The following is a 13973-nucleotide window of genomic DNA, read 5'->3' as shown; positions in this document are numbered from 1 at the left end:
GCGCGACGTTACGCAGAAAGGTCGATATTTTGCAGAAAATCGCCGATGGCTTCGTCTCGCTGCTGGAAAAGAGCCACAATCTCTTCCACCGCTTTTCCCGCCTCATTTTTCCAGGCAAGTGAAAGCGGGGAAGGCTGCCGCTGATTGGCCACTTCACAGCTGACCAGTTGCCCACTGTTGATATAGCGCTGACAGAGTTCCGCAGGCAGGAAACCGACGCCCAGCCCCTGTAGATGGCACTCCAGCTTGCTGCTTAAATCCGGAACGATAATCTCTTTTTGTCCCGGCAGTAGCCAGGCCACCCGTTTGGTCAGATTCCGCGAGGTATCTTCGATATTAATCGCCGGCCATGCGCGCAGTTTGTCCTCGTGTACCGGGCCTTCGCACTCGGCGAGGGGATGATCCGCGGCCACGACAAACAGCCAGCTGACGCCGCCCAGTTCCAGCATGCTGACGTTATTAGCCAGCGCTTCCGAACCGGTCACGCCAATCGCCAGCTGAAAGTCATCGTGCAGCAGGGAATCCCACACGCCCATATACACCTGGCGGGAGATAAGAAACTGAGTCAGTGGGAATTTCTGATGCAGGTGCGCCAGCAGTTTTGCCACCGCCTGCGGCGAGTAGAGCAGGTTATTAATCACTATATTCACCTGGCGCTCAACGCCGTGATTAATCTGCTGCAGCTCACCCGGCATAGCATCCAGCCAGGCCAGCCACTGGCGGCAGCGCTCCAGCAGGTGATCGCCTGCTGGCGTCAGCTGCACGATACGGGTAGTGCGCATAAACAGCTGCGTACCGACATCCTCCTCCAGCATTTTAATCCGGTAGCTGATGGCCGCAGGGGTTTTGAACAGCGCTTCGGCCGTTTTAGAAAAGCTGTGGCTTTCCGCCACGTGGATAAAGGTACGGATAGTTTCCTGGTCAAGCACAGAGAATAGGCTCCTGATAAACACGCCCAATAACCGGACGGCAAATGCTAAGCCTAACAGGATAACAGCTGATGAATGATGATGCAGAGCCAGAAAAGAGTTGATGAATGTTGCAGAAAGTTGAAAGGGACTACCGGGTACGACAGGCCATGCTGTAAACAGCATGGCCTGTCCGGTTTACATCAGCAGTCTACGTCGCGATTACAGTCTTTTGAGTAGATGTAGCTGAACTCATCTTTACCAACCGCATATCCCGCCTGCGGTACATACGCGCCCATAAAGATGTAATCCCCTTTTTTCACCGGTATCCATTCGTTATCGAGGTTATACACACCTGCGCCGGAAAGCACATAGGCACCGTGCTCCTGCACGTGGGTTTCCACATAGCCGTGGCTGGCACCGGGTTTGAAGGAGAGAATATGCATGTTCATATCAAAACCCAGCTCTTTCGGCAGCAGGTCCTGCAGGGTGACGTCGCTCATTCCCTCATAGTGAATTTTTTCGAGGTTTTTCACATTGTCGCTGACTACGTGGGCCTCATAGCCTTTAATGCGCTGATAGGTTCGCTTATAGAGGAACAGCTGGCTTGCCTGGCCGCCGTTGGTGTTCTCCAGGCGCAGCGTCACGCCAGCCGGGCAATACAGGTAGCCACCGCTGGTCAGGGGATAGTCGGTGCTGTCGGCGGAGGCGGTAACCTTACCGTCAATCACATAAACGAAGGTTTCAACGTTTTCTCCGCCAAATCCCTGCTGGTTGCGCCCGCCGTCGTGCAGGGTGACCAGATAATCCACGAAGGTCGCACCGAGCTTTGGCGTGGCCAGAATAGTAACATCGCAGTTTTCAAAACCGGGAATGACGTTTCTTACCAGCCCTTCCGGTGGGATCAGCGCATAGTTTTTACGTTTAATAATGGAGCGCGATGCCAGAAGGTCCTGCGGATAGCCGATCTGATTCGTAAAGTATCCCACAATAATTCTCCTTAAAAATTTAGCGGCCACCACGCCGGTGGCCGGATACAGCGTTATGCCTGTGCCGCAGTCTGACGTTTACTTTTCTGCTTCATCAGCACGTTCACGATGAAGAAGATCAGCGTACCTACCACCAGAATGCCGGCCGAAATATAGAAGCCCATCACCTTGGAACCGGTGTTGTCGGAAATCACCCCGGTCAGGAAGGGGGCAATCACCGAAGAGGACATGCCGAAGAAGTTAAAGACGCCAAAGCTGGTGCCGTAGCCTTTCTTCGGTGCGTTATCGGCAACGAATGAGATCATGATCGGGTCAACGGCCAGCTTGCCCAGCAGTCCGTACAGGATCAGGCTGATCAGCAGCGTGGTGGAATCCGGGGAGATGACCGTACAGACCAGCATCACCGCCGCACACAGCTCAAGGAAGATGATCAGCTGGACTTTTTTGTTGCGGAAGCGATCCGACATACGGCTGAAGAACAGCGCCCCGGGAACGGAAGCAAAGGCCACCAGCGCGGAGGAGAAGCCAATCGCGACACCTTCAAATCCACGTTCCTGTTGCAGGAACGACGGCAGCCAGGTGACGATCATGTAGTAGCCGTAGCAGGTAGCGAAATACATCACATACGCTGAAATCATGCGCATGCTGAACAGTCCGCTGGACTCATTGGTTTCTTCCGGTGCGGCAGCAGCAGTGGTGCTGGTCGGCTGGCTGGCCAGATGACTGCTGTAGGAACCGCCTTTAATCACTACGGCAAAGACGAGGGTCATGATCACCAGCAGGGCGGTGATCATAAAGATCGTCAGCTGCCAGTCCATCCCCACACTTTTCACCAGCAGGCTGGAGGCAATCAGGCCGATAGCCATCCCCAGCGCTGAACCGCTGTTAATAATTGCCGTTGCAAGGCCACGACGCTCCAAAGGAATGTTTTCTGATGACAACGAATAGGCCGAGCCGTAGTAAGAGCCGCAGCCCATACCTGCCAGCAGGCTGCCTGCATAAACCATGGTCAGGCTGGTGGCGTTACCGATCAGCAGTGTAGCGATGATAAACAGGCAGAAGCCCGGTATCAGCACCACTTTTTTGCCAAACTTATCGACCAGAATCCCTGAAGGGATCTGCATACCGGTGTAGGCAAAGAAATAGAAGCTGGCGATCAGCCCCATTTCCGCGTTGGAATGCGCGCCGATGGTGGCCTGAATTTCAGGGAAGATAGGCGTCAGAATGGTGCGATAAATCCAGATCACCGCCCAGCCAAGACAGAGGACAACAACGATTTTCTTCCAGTACAGTGGATCGAACCCACTGTTGGATGCCACTTTGCTATTACTCACAGGCTGCCTCCCTCTTCGGTCCAGGCGAGTTGATAAAGCGTATGGGCCAGCACTTTCACCCCTTCCGCCAGGTCGTCAAGATGGGTTTTTTCCGCCGGGTTGTGGCTGATGCCGTCGATACTTGGCACGAAGATCATCACCGTTGGTACATGCGGAGAGAAAATTTGTGAATCGTGGCCTGCGCCACTGTGGATCAGGCGGTAATTGACTTTGTATTTTTCACACAGATGGCTGACGCACTCAACCAGCTGCTTATTCATTGGAATGGGCTTCTCGTCCATCCAGCGGTCGATCTCAATTTCAATGCCCATTTCAGCAGCGATGCGGCGCATATCTGCTTCAATTTCCAGCGTAAATCGATCCAGCGCCACCGCATCGGTATGGCGGCAGTCCATGGTGAAATGCGTAAAACCGGGAACGACGTTAACCGTATTGGGTTTCGGTTCCACCTTGCCGAAGGTCAGCACCAGCGGATCGCCTTCTGCACGGGCTTTGGCAATAGATTCGGTACAGATGCGGCTGAAGGCATAGACCGTATCGCGGCGATAGCCCATTGGCGTAGTACCGGCGTGATTTGATTCACCTTTCAGGCGGATATCGTAGCGGCGCTGGCCAACGATACTGGTCACCACACCGATGGTTTTTCCTTCGGTTTCCAGCACTTTGCCCTGCTCAATATGGATTTCAACGAAGGCGGCGATATCTTTGCGTACAGGCTGATCTTCGGGGCGGAAATCGAAGCCTGCACTGTGCATCGCATCGACAAAGTTAACGCCTTTGGCATCGGCAATATTTTCCACGTCCTGGCGCCGCGCCTGGCCGAAAATGTTTTTACTGCCCCAGAAGACGTATGGGAAGCGGCTGCCTTCCTCTTCGGCCAGCGCAATCACTTCCAGTGAACGCAGCGGCGGGCCATAGGTGTCTTTCAGGTAGTTTGCAGCAAGGAATGAGGCTTCAATACCAAACTGGCCGTCGAGGTTACCGCCGTTGACTACGGTATCAATATGAGAGCCGGTAAGAATGGTCTGCTCGGGATATTTCGAGCCGGTTAGCCGGGCTGACAGGTTGCCGGTGGCATCGTGCGAGGCAGCAAATCCAGCGGTTTCGAAAATCTGCTTCAGGGCTTTCTGCGCCTCTACCCACTCTTTGGTATACAGCAGGCGCGTCATGCCGCCGGTTGGATCGGCACCGATTTTAGATATTTTGCTAGAAATATCGGTAATGTCTTGTCGGAAATCTTTCATCTTTATCTTCCCGCTTGCAATTCCCTGAGTAAAGTAAAGGGCGTTAAACGTACATTTAATCAGCAGCCCTGCTTTGCCCGGATTATTTATAAGACGTTACGGCGGTGGCGTTAATTTAAACGATGCCAGCGCCGCGCTGTTTTATTGCCAGGATGTTAGCTGGCAAACGGATCTTTATGATCGTACGATTTTTGATAAATATCGTCAGAAATCAGGTACTGATATATTTCATCTACAATGTCGATGCCGTCACGATCGCTTTCAATTTCGCGAAGATGACTACCCTGACCGGGATAAAGCACTTTTTCCACGCCCGGTGCCGGTTTCACTTCATTCAGTTCTTTCATCACCTGGCTGATATTTTTACGGAAGCTGCTTTCATTGGTGAAATAGCTCGGATTTAACACAATATGCAGCTGCCCCAGTTCGCGACCTGCGCTGAGATCGTGATACATCGAACTCACATGTTTGCCGAAAGGCAGGCCCAGCAGAATGCCGGAAAGGATATCGACCATCATCATCAGGCCATAGCCTTTAGGCCCGGCGATCGGCAGCAGACCGCTGACGGCAAATGGATCGGTGGTGTTTTTGCCTTCAGCATCGACGGCCCAGGTATCCGGGATAGGCACGTTGCGTGAACGGGCGTCCAGTACTTTGCCCCACGCCTGCACGGTGGTGGCCATATCAAAGGTGATATTTTCGTCGCCTTCCGCCGGTGCGGAGAAAGCAATCGGGTTGGTGCCGTAGTAAACATCCGCACCGCCGTAGGGAACAACCATCGGATCGGACTGGCAGACGGAGATCCCAATCATACCGGCTTTCGATGCCTGCTGGACAAAGTAGGAAAGTGCGCCGCTGTGGCCGATGCGGCGAACGCCGACCACCGCCACGCCGTTTTCTTTCGCCATGTCGATGGCGCGATCCATGGCCAGCTTCGCGGCTACGTGACCGGCACCGTTGTCGCCGTCAAAAATGGCGCTGCAAGGGCCGGTTTTTTCAAAGGTGAAGTGGGGATGATTGTTGGTGCCTCCCTTGCTGATGCGCTCTGAGTAGTATTCAACCCTTACCGCTCCGTGAGAATGGATGCCGCGTGCATCAGCATGAACCAGAACATCCGCGACGATACCGGCATGTTCCTGGCTTAATCCTGCGGAATGAATTTTATTCCGAATAAGTTGATATAATTCTTGTTTAGAGACTTTCATAAATAGTCCTTTGGTTACTGCGGTTTAATTAATCCACCTCTGCGGCCTAATGTATAAAGCTGGGAGTTAAATAATGTGATCCAGACAGGCATTATTCCATTGGCTCAAATTTTCTTTGAATGCCCAGGGGATTATTAGAATATTTCTAACAAATAAGCCCTTCCTTTCTCAGTGAATTTATTAATCAGGCGGGTATTCGACGATTTTTTCTAACAATGGGTAAAGTGTGATAGCACTCACCTTTATCAACCCTTTTTATTTGTAGTTTTTCGGGCAGCAATAATGGCTCGGAAATATACAGGTTATGAAAATATTTAGCCGCCGTTAATGATTGTGATGTTCACAAGATGTTTAAGGATATTACTATGGTCCATGCTTTTCTTAAAAAAGGGAGTTTTCAGGACTCAGTCAGCCTGATGCTAATTTCCCGCAAGCTCAGCGATTCCCCACGCGTTGATGAAATATCGGTGATGATGGGGACACCTGCGAATAAATCCCTGCTGGAGGCCACCGGTTTCTGGCACCCGGAATTCAATGAGGCAACCCCTAACGACATCTGCGTGGCGATCAAAGCCGAATCCGCCGACGAATCAATCACGGCAGAGATTGCCGATGAGCTGGATGCCGCGCTGAAGGCGATTGCTCAGGGCCAGCAGGGCGGCAAACGCCTGCTCAAGGCCCGCAGCTGGCGTACCGCACGGCAGAAACTGCCGGATGCCAACCTGGTACTGATTTCGATTGCCGGTGAATATGCCGGGCAGCTGGCCGATCAGGCGCTGGACGACGACTGCAACGTGATGATGTTTTCCGACAACGTCAGCGTGGAACAGGAACGCGCACTGAAGACCAAAGCCAGCGAAAAAGGACTGATCGTGATGGGGCCGGACTGCGGCACGGCCAATATCGCCGGTGCACCGCTGGCCTTTGCCAACGTGGCCCCGAAAGGCTGCATCGGGATTATCGGCGCATCGGGCACCGGTATTCAGGAACTGACCTCGCAAATTACCCTCGCAGGGCAGGGTGTTTCTCACGCTATCGGCCTGGGCGGCCGTGACTTAACCGCCGACGTGGGCGGCATCAGCGCCCTCAGCGCGCTGCGTATGCTGGCCGCCGATCCGCAGAGCAAAGTGTTGGCATTCGTTTCCAAACCTCCTGCGGAAGCGGTGCGTACCCGGGTGATTGCCGAAATGAAAACCCTCGGCAAACCGGTGGTGGCACTGTTCCTCGGGGCGAAAGCCGCGCAGAAGCAAGATGGCAATATTACCTTCGCCGCCACGCTGGATGAGGCCGCGCGCCTTGCCGCGATGCTGGGCCACGTGCAGCAGATGGCCGAACAGCAGCCTGCTGTCTGCGGGGGAAAAATCTCCGGTCTGTACGCAGGCGGCACGCTGGCCGCAGAGTGCGCGATGCTGCTGGCGGACCGCCTTGGCGTTGAGGCCGACAGCAGCCATCACCACGGCTCAATGCTGAACGCCGACGGTCATCGCATCATTGATATGGGTGACGACTTCTACACCCAGGGCAAACCGCACCCGATGATTGACCCGTCAACCCGCAATCAGGAAATCGCCCGGCTGAGCCAGCAGACGCAGGTTGGCGTACTGCTGCTGGATGTGGTCATCGGCTACGGCGCGCAGGAGGACCCGGCAACCTCGCTGGCGACCGAAGTAAAACGCCTGCGTGAAAAACGTGGTACGGCCCATCCGCTGGCAGTGATCGCCACCGTCACCGGTACCGAACAGGACCCGCAGCAGCGCTCAGCGCAGATCGCCATCTTAAATGAGGCGGGGATCGCGGTGATGAATTCACTGCCGGAAGCGGTCGCGCTGGCCGGTTATCTGACCGATCCGCAACCTGCCCAGTCAACCGAACCGGTTCCGGCGCTGCTGAACGGTGTGTCGGTCATTAATGCAGGCCTGCGCAGCTTTGCCGAGGATCTGCAAGCCAACGAAATTTCAGTGGTTCACTACCAGTGGGCTCCGGTTGCCGGCGGCAACCAACGTTTAGCTAACATACTGAAAAAATTAAAGTAAGGGATTGATATGTACGATTCTATTGAACAAGCCAACGCCGCGGTTATCGCCCGCATTCGTGAAGCCCGTCCACACTGGATTGACGTCGATTTAGCAAAAAAACTGGTTCCTGAACTGAACCAGGGCAGAAAGCTGCTGCATGCGGGTCCTCCCGTTACCTGGCAGGAAATGAGCGGCCCGGTTCGCGGTGCCTGTATCGGTGCCTGCCTGTTTGAAGAGTGGGCCAGCGATGAACAGCAGGCGCTGGCGCTGCTGGAAAAGGGTGAAATCGAGTTTATCCCTTGCCATAACGTCAGTGCCGTGGGTCCGATGGGCGGCATCACTTCCGCGCATATGCCGATGGTGGTGGTGAAAAACCATACCCACGGTAACTTCGCCTACTGCAACCTGAACGAAGGCATCGGTAAAGTGATGCGTTTCGGTGCCTACGGCCCGGACGTGCAGGAACGCCATCGCTGGATGCGCGACTCGCTGACCCCGATTCTGAAAGACGTGCTGGCGACCTTTGCTGACGGTATCGACCTGACCGCCCTGATGGCGCAGGCCATTACCATGGGTGACGAATTCCACCAGCGTAATATCGCCGCTTCCGCGCTGCTGATGCGCCAGCTGGCACCAAAAATCACTCTGCTGGATCGTGATAAGGCCGAGCTTGGCCGCGCGATGCACTTCCTCAGCATCACCGATCAGTTCTTCCTCAACCTGGCGATGGCCTACTGCAAGGCGGCGATGGACGCCGGTGCGGAGATCAAACAGGGAACGATCGTGACGGTGATGACCCGTAACGGCAAAAACTTCGGCGTTAAAATTAGCGGCATGGGCGATCGCTGGTTCACCGCGCCGGTGAATACCCCGGAAGGGCTGTTCTTCTCCGGCTACAGCCAGGCCGATGCGAACCCGGATATCGGCGACAGTGCGATCACCGAAACCTTCGGTATCGGCGGTGCGGCGATGGTTGCAGCACCTGGCGTAACCCGCTTTGTCGGTGCGGCAGGCGGTATGACGGCGGCCACTGAAATTTCGGAAGAAATGGCGGAAATCTTCCTTGAGCGCAACATGATGCTGCAAATCCCAACCTGGGATTTCCAGGGCGCCTGCCTGGGCCTGGACGCGCGCCGCGTAGTGGAAACCGGCATCACCCCATTGATCAACACCGGTATCGCCCACCGCGAAGCGGGCGTCGGCCAGATTGGTGCGGGTACAGTGCGTGCGCCGCTGGGCTGCTTTGAGAAAGCCATCGAAGCGCTGGCCGAAGAGCTGGGCATCACCGGTTAAGTCGGTACTAGCCGGGTCATCCGGGGGAGGAGAGATGGAAAGTATTGCGCTGGCCGTCAGCCGTCATGCCACAGAGGACTTCGGTCCACTGCGCTGCGTCGGGCATTTTCGCAACGCGATCAATCTTCTTACCCCGGGCCAGCATTTGCTGACGCTGCACCGTGAAGGGCGTGGGCTAAGTCCGATGGGATGGGAAATCGCCGATGAAGACTTTGACGATTTCTCCGACGAACTGGCCGAGTCCCCGGCGTGCGAACTGCTACCAGAGGGGATCGTGCTGGCGGATATCTGCCTCTGCCCGTCGGAACATCGTACCGATCTGTCTCTGTCACGAACCGGGCAGATCGCCGTCGATCCGCTGGAGGCGGTGCTGGCTGCCACAACGGCTGAAACCGGGCTGTTCGGCCGCCTCGATCGCATTGTTAGCCAGCTTTTAAATGCGGAAATTCTGCAGATGCAGCAGCAGTTCCGCGCCTGGCTGCTGGGCGAAATCGTGGACTGGAGCAGCGTGCTGGGAAAAGGCCCGGGTCTGACGCCGGGCAACGATGACACGGTGCTGGGGATGCTGTTTTGTGCCTGGTTCGATCGGCGTATTGATGTTACCCGGCTACCCGCATTTTTTGCCGCCAGCCGCCCGCTGGATGAGCTGACGACGCTTGTCAGCGTCAACTATCTACGGTTTGCCGCGCAGGGGGTTTTCTCCTCGCCGATGCAGCAGTTTGCAGCGGCGCTGTCCGGTGACCGTTCGCTGCCCGCCGCCGTTGGCGAGCTGCTGGAAATCGGGCACTCCTCCGGCGTGGATACGCTACTGGGCATCTGGTCCGGGGCCAGACTGATCAACAGTCTTTATTAAATTTGCAGGAAAAATCGCTGCCGGGCTCGATCCGGCAGGGGTTCCTGTTACCTGAATTCAGAGAAAACAGAGGTTCGAATGGAAACGTTAGTGATTGCTCTGGGGGGCAACGCCCTGTTGCAGCGTGGTGAAGTGCTGTCCGCTGAGAACCAGTACCGCAGTATTTCTCTTATCGCCGATGCGGTTGGCAAGCTGGCGAAAAAATACCGCATCGCTATTGTGCACGGCAACGGTCCACAGGTCGGGCTGCTGGCCTTGCAGAACCTGGCCTACCGCGACGTACCGCCTTACCCGCTGGATATTCTGGTGGCGGAAAGCCAGGGGATGATCGGTTACATGCTGGCGCAGCAGCTGTCGGCGTATCATCCGTCGCAGCCGGTTTCCACGCTGCTGACCCGCGTGCTGGTGGACAGCAACGACCCTGCCTACCAGCAGCCGAGCAAATTTATTGGCCCGGTTTACCAGCCTTCGCAGCAGCAGGAGCTGGAACAGAAATACGGCTGGAATATGAAGCTGGACGGCAGCTATCTGCGCCGCGTGGTTCCTTCGCCGGAGCCAAAGAAAATTATTGATATTGAAGCGATTAATTTACTGATGTCGAAAAATCATATCGTCATCTGCAACGGCGGTGGCGGTGTACCGATGGTCGCTGAGGGCGACAGTCTGGTGGGCAGCGAAGCGGTGATCGATAAAGATCTGGCCTCGGCTCTGCTGGCGGAAGCGCTGGATGCCGATCATCTGGTGATCCTCACCGATGCGGATGCGGTCTACGAACACTGGGGAACGCCTAAGCAGCGCGCGATCCGCTCTGCCACCACGGGCGAACTCGCACCGCTGGCGATCAACGACGGTGCGATGGGGCCAAAAATCATGGCGGTTAGCCGCTTCGTACAGCGCAGTGGCAAAGTCGCACATATCGGCGCACTGAAGGACATTGATGCCGTGCTGGCCGGTACGGCGGGAACACTAGTGACACCGTAAAGTAGTATCAGGAATCACGATGGGCCTTCGTGCCCGTCATACCAGGGAGTATGGCTTTATGCAAACAACAAAAAATGAACGGGTCCCGTACTGGATTAAAACCGTTATTATCTTTTTCCTCGGCTGGGTGGTGATTTACGCCGCACGTTCGGTACTCAGCCCGGTAATGCCGCAGATCGAAACCGAATTCGGCCTGTCTAAAAGTCAGCTGGGTTTGATCAGCAGTCTGTTCTTTCTGGCCTATACCCTGCTACAGGTTCCGGCCGGACTGCTCGGCGACCGCTTAGGCAGAAAGCGCATTCTGGTCAGCGGCTTTATGCTGTTTACGCTGTTTATGGCCGCTATCAGCATTTCACCCACCTTCCTGATTTTTATGCTGTTGTGGATGCTGACCGGTGCATCGCAGGGCGTCTACTACGGCCCGCAGTACGCACTCTCATCAGAAGCTATTCCCAAAAAGTGGATCACCCTTGGTAGCGCGGTAATCGGCAGCGGCATGTCGTTTGGTATCGCGCTGGGTTATTACCTCTCCAGTTTTATGATTGAGCACTACCACACAACGTGGAAGATGCCGTTCCTGGCGATGGCGCTGCCGGTATTGATCGTAGCGCTGTTGATGCTGGTATTTATCCGTGAAAAAGCGCCGTCTACGGATGCTAACCCTGCTGCCGGGACAGAAACCAAAGGCGACTTCAAATTCGGCGATCTGTTTAAAAACCGCAATCTGCTGATGGCCTACATCACCATCTTCTGCTCGATTTACGGCTTCTTTGTCATCATCACCTGGCTGCCGTACTACCTGCAAAAAGAGCGCGGGATGGACATTGTGCACGCGGCGGGCATCGCCTCGATCGTACCGTGGATATCGGTGCTGGGTACGCTGATTTGCAGCTATATTTCCGACAAGCTGGGCCGTCGGAAACCCGTTGTGCTGTGCATGCTGCCGTTCTCGCTGCTGGCGATTTTCGGCATCGTTTACTCCTCAAGCGAAGCGGCGCTGATTGGCGTGCTGGTGCTGTACGGTTTTATCGGCAAAATCAGCCTTAACCCTGTACTGATTGCGCTGGTGGCGGATAACGCACCGCGCGCCGCGCTGAGTACCGCCTTCGGCCTGTACAACTTCTTTGGCATGGCGGCATCAATCTTTGCCCCATATGTGACCGGATTTATCGCCGACAGTACCGGCTCGCTGAACGCGGGCTTCTACTTTGCCGCATTGATCACCGTGGTGGGATTTGTGGCGATGCTGTTTGTGAAGGAAGGTAAGCGGGTTTAGCCCGTTGTGGAGAGGCTCATCGCCGGATGAGCCTCTTAGTGCAGGAGATCTGTCTGGTATGACTCTCAGGCAATAATCAGCGTTATTTCTTAATTAAGATAATGTTTTTCGTAACCGCTCGCATAATCATCCACAGGCCGTGTTCTTTCCCCTCCGTTTTTTATAGTGTTGCCGACAGGTCTTTCTGGCAGATTTAAGACATCGCTGAACCTGGCTGCGGCTTTGTCTGAACGGTCGCAAGGGTTATACTGGTCAAAATGCCAGCAGAAAAAGGAGTAAATTATCGTGACGTTAAAACAAACCGATATCTTGTCACAACATCAGGTACATCAGCAGGCAGAGGATTACGACCGCTGGTTTAGTGAACAGGTGCAGCAGGCACTGAACGACCCGCGTCCGGCACTTCCGCACGATGAGGCAATGGCAAAGCTGGAAGCGATGCTGAAAGAGAAAAGGACGTTGAGGGCGAGGCGTGCAGCGGGTTAAATGGAATGAGACAGCGTTAAGTGATTTAGCTAATATCATTGATTATCTTGAACAATTCAGTTCTACAGCCGGAACCAGGCTGCTTGAAAAAGTCGTCACTATCACCGAAAGTCTGTCCCAGTTCCCTTTAGCCCACCGCTCTGGCAGAGTAAAAGGCACACGGGAGATCATCGTTCATTCGAACTATGTTGTTATTTACCGGGTTAATCATCAGCATGCGGAGATACTGCGTATTCTTCATGCTCGCCAGAAGTATCCGCCTTTAGAAGAAGAGGAACCCCGGACGAACTGAGCAGCGTGAAAAGCGACCCACCATGCAGGCCGCTCCACCGCCAAACTACACTTTTTTCTTCGATTTCCCCGACTGGCGATATTGATCCACGATCACTGCCATCACGATAATCGAGCCTTTAATAATATCCTGGTAGTAAGCATCCACCCGCAGGAAGGTAAAGCCGGACATCATCACCCCGAGGATCAGCGCGCCGATAACCGTTCCCAGAATGCGGCCGCGGCCGCCCGCCAGTGAAACCCCGCCGATCACCGCAGCGGCAATCGCGTCCAGCTCATACATCATCCCCATCCCGGCCTGCGCGGTTTTAATGCGGGCAATCGCCACCATTGCCGCCAGCCCGGCCAGCAGCCCGGCAATCACGTAAATCTTGATCAGATGGCGTTCGATATTAATGCCGGAAGCGCGCGCTGCCGCCGGATTCGCACCGATAGCGTAGGTAAATTTCCCAAAGCGGGTGTAGCGCATCACCAGATGGAATATCAGCGCCACCAGCAGGAAGATGGCTACCGGTGCCCAGCGGCCCAGACCGTTCCCCAGCCAGGCAAACCCCTCGGTAAAGCCCGACACCGGGCTGCCTTCGGTATACCAGTTGGCGATGCCGCGTGCGGCGACCATCATGCCGAGGGTAGCAATAAACGGCGGGATTTTCGTCAGGCCGATCAGCAGGCCGTTGACCAGTCCGGCGAGAGCGCCGATTGCCAGCCCCACCAGCAGCGGCACAAAGAACGGCAGATCGCTTAAGTGGGGATAGAACAGTTTAGGCCACACCGAGGACTGCGCGAAGGTGGCCGCCACCATGGCACTCATCGCCACCACGGAACCGGATGAGAGGTCGATCCCGCCGGTGACGATCACCAGCGTGACGCCAACGGCAATAATGCCAATGACCGCCACCTGCAGGATGATGATTTGCAGGCGCTGCATATTAAACAAAAAGCTCTGTCCGACAATCAGCCAGCCGGCAACTTCAAACAGTGCGGCAATGCCCAGAAACACCAGGAAAATACTGGCTTCGGTCGGCAGGCGTTTTTTACGCCGTGCCGATACTGACGGCACACGATCGGTGGTAGACATCGTCATAATTTCCTCACGTC

13 protein-coding genes are annotated in these 13973 nt (G+C 55.2%); 7 read left to right on the top strand and 6 right to left on the bottom strand.

All coding sequences use genetic code 11. The features are described from left to right. Positions 1-8: 8 nt before the first annotated feature. The 5 genes from allS to allD form a co-directional block, all read right to left on the bottom strand. The gene (gene allS / locus OMR58_RS16450) at positions 9-929 is read right to left on the bottom strand and encodes an HTH-type transcriptional activator AllS (RefSeq protein ID WP_105590857.1); all 921 of its coding nucleotides are present in this window, start codon (positions 927-929) and stop codon (positions 9-11) included. Between the two features lie 182 nt (positions 930-1111). Further along, positions 1112-1897 carry a (S)-ureidoglycine aminohydrolase gene (gene allE / locus OMR58_RS16445; protein WP_105590858.1) on the bottom strand — a complete coding sequence of 262 codons (786 nt, stop codon included), beginning with the start codon at positions 1895-1897 and terminating at the stop codon, positions 1112-1114. Between the two features lie 53 nt (positions 1898-1950). Continuing rightward, a complete protein-coding gene (locus OMR58_RS16440) occupies positions 1951-3231 on the bottom strand; it encodes an MFS transporter (protein WP_264546437.1) in 1281 nt (426 codons plus the stop codon). Further along, positions 3228-4475: an allantoate deiminase gene (allC, locus tag OMR58_RS16435; RefSeq protein WP_264546436.1), complete on the bottom strand. Its 1248-nt coding sequence runs from the start codon at positions 4473-4475 to the stop codon at positions 3228-3230. The genes OMR58_RS16440 and allC overlap by 4 nt, the downstream gene beginning before the upstream one ends. Before the next feature lie 155 nt (positions 4476-4630). Next, positions 4631-5680 (bottom strand): ureidoglycolate dehydrogenase, encoded by a 1050-nt coding sequence (allD, locus tag OMR58_RS16430; protein WP_200545414.1) that lies wholly within the window; start codon positions 5678-5680, stop codon positions 4631-4633. Between the two features lie 365 nt (positions 5681-6045). Between allD and OMR58_RS16425 the strand changes: the two genes are divergently transcribed. The 7 genes from OMR58_RS16425 to OMR58_RS16395 all read left to right on the top strand — a co-directional run bounded on the left by OMR58_RS16425 (position 6046) and on the right by OMR58_RS16395 (position 12876). Further along, entirely contained in the window at positions 6046-7713 is a 1668-nt protein-coding gene (locus OMR58_RS16425) for an acyl-CoA synthetase FdrA (RefSeq protein WP_264546435.1), read from the top strand. A gap of 9 nt (positions 7714-7722) precedes the next feature. After that, positions 7723-8988, top strand: a complete 1266-nt coding sequence (locus tag OMR58_RS16420; protein WP_105590862.1) for a YlbE family protein — start codon at positions 7723-7725, stop codon at positions 8986-8988. Positions 8989-9022: 34 nt separating this feature from the next. Next, positions 9023-9841 carry a DUF2877 domain-containing protein gene (locus OMR58_RS16415; protein ID WP_264546434.1) on the top strand — a complete coding sequence of 273 codons (819 nt, stop codon included), beginning with the start codon at positions 9023-9025 and terminating at the stop codon, positions 9839-9841. A 78-nt stretch (positions 9842-9919) separates the two neighbouring features. Next, on the top strand, positions 9920-10822 hold the full coding sequence (locus tag OMR58_RS16410; protein ID WP_105590864.1) for a carbamate kinase: 903 nt from the start codon (positions 9920-9922) through the stop codon (positions 10820-10822). Between the two features lie 58 nt (positions 10823-10880). After that, complete coding sequence (locus OMR58_RS16405; RefSeq protein WP_264546433.1) at positions 10881-12098, top strand: MFS transporter; 1218 nt, start codon at positions 10881-10883, stop codon at positions 12096-12098. Between the two features lie 285 nt (positions 12099-12383). Beyond that, positions 12384-12584 (top strand): type II toxin-antitoxin system RelB family antitoxin, encoded by a 201-nt coding sequence (gene relB / locus OMR58_RS16400; protein WP_105590865.1) that lies wholly within the window; start codon positions 12384-12386, stop codon positions 12582-12584. Next, the gene (locus OMR58_RS16395) at positions 12571-12876 is read left to right on the top strand and encodes a type II toxin-antitoxin system RelE/ParE family toxin (protein ID WP_264546432.1); all 306 of its coding nucleotides are present in this window, start codon (positions 12571-12573) and stop codon (positions 12874-12876) included. The genes relB and OMR58_RS16395 overlap by 14 nt, the downstream gene beginning before the upstream one ends. A 45-nt stretch (positions 12877-12921) precedes the next feature. On the opposite strand, the gene OMR58_RS16390 is transcribed toward OMR58_RS16395, so the two are convergent. Then, complete coding sequence (locus tag OMR58_RS16390; protein WP_200559982.1) at positions 12922-13953, bottom strand: ABC transporter permease; 1032 nt, start codon at positions 13951-13953, stop codon at positions 12922-12924. Between the last annotated feature and the right edge of the window lie 20 nt (positions 13954-13973).

Source organism: Erwinia sp. INIA01, assembly GCF_025947915.1.
In the GTDB taxonomy this organism is placed as follows: Bacteria; Pseudomonadota; Gammaproteobacteria; order Enterobacterales; family Enterobacteriaceae; genus Erwinia; species Erwinia coffeiphila.
The sequence above is the reverse complement of the archived record's forward strand: the minus strand, read 5'-3'. Positions and strand labels throughout refer to the sequence as shown.

Coding starts and splice junctions, on each gene's coding strand:
- OMR58_RS16425 (WP_264546435.1), top strand. CDS start 6,046: ATGGTCCATGCTTTTCTTAAAAAAGGGAGTTTTCAGGACTCAGTCAGC.
- OMR58_RS16420 (WP_105590862.1), top strand. CDS start 7,723: ATGTACGATTCTATTGAACAAGCCAACGCCGCGGTTATCGCCCGCATT.
- OMR58_RS16410 (WP_105590864.1), top strand. CDS start 9,920: ATGGAAACGTTAGTGATTGCTCTGGGGGGCAACGCCCTGTTGCAGCGT.
- OMR58_RS16405 (WP_264546433.1), top strand. CDS start 10,881: ATGCAAACAACAAAAAATGAACGGGTCCCGTACTGGATTAAAACCGTT.
- OMR58_RS16390 (WP_200559982.1), bottom strand. CDS start 13,953: ATGTCTACCACCGATCGTGTGCCGTCAGTATCGGCACGGCGTAAAAAA.
- allD (WP_200545414.1), bottom strand. CDS start 5,680: ATGAAAGTCTCTAAACAAGAATTATATCAACTTATTCGGAATAAAATT.
- OMR58_RS16415 (WP_264546434.1), top strand. CDS start 9,023: ATGGAAAGTATTGCGCTGGCCGTCAGCCGTCATGCCACAGAGGACTTC.
- allC (WP_264546436.1), bottom strand. CDS start 4,475: ATGAAAGATTTCCGACAAGACATTACCGATATTTCTAGCAAAATATCT.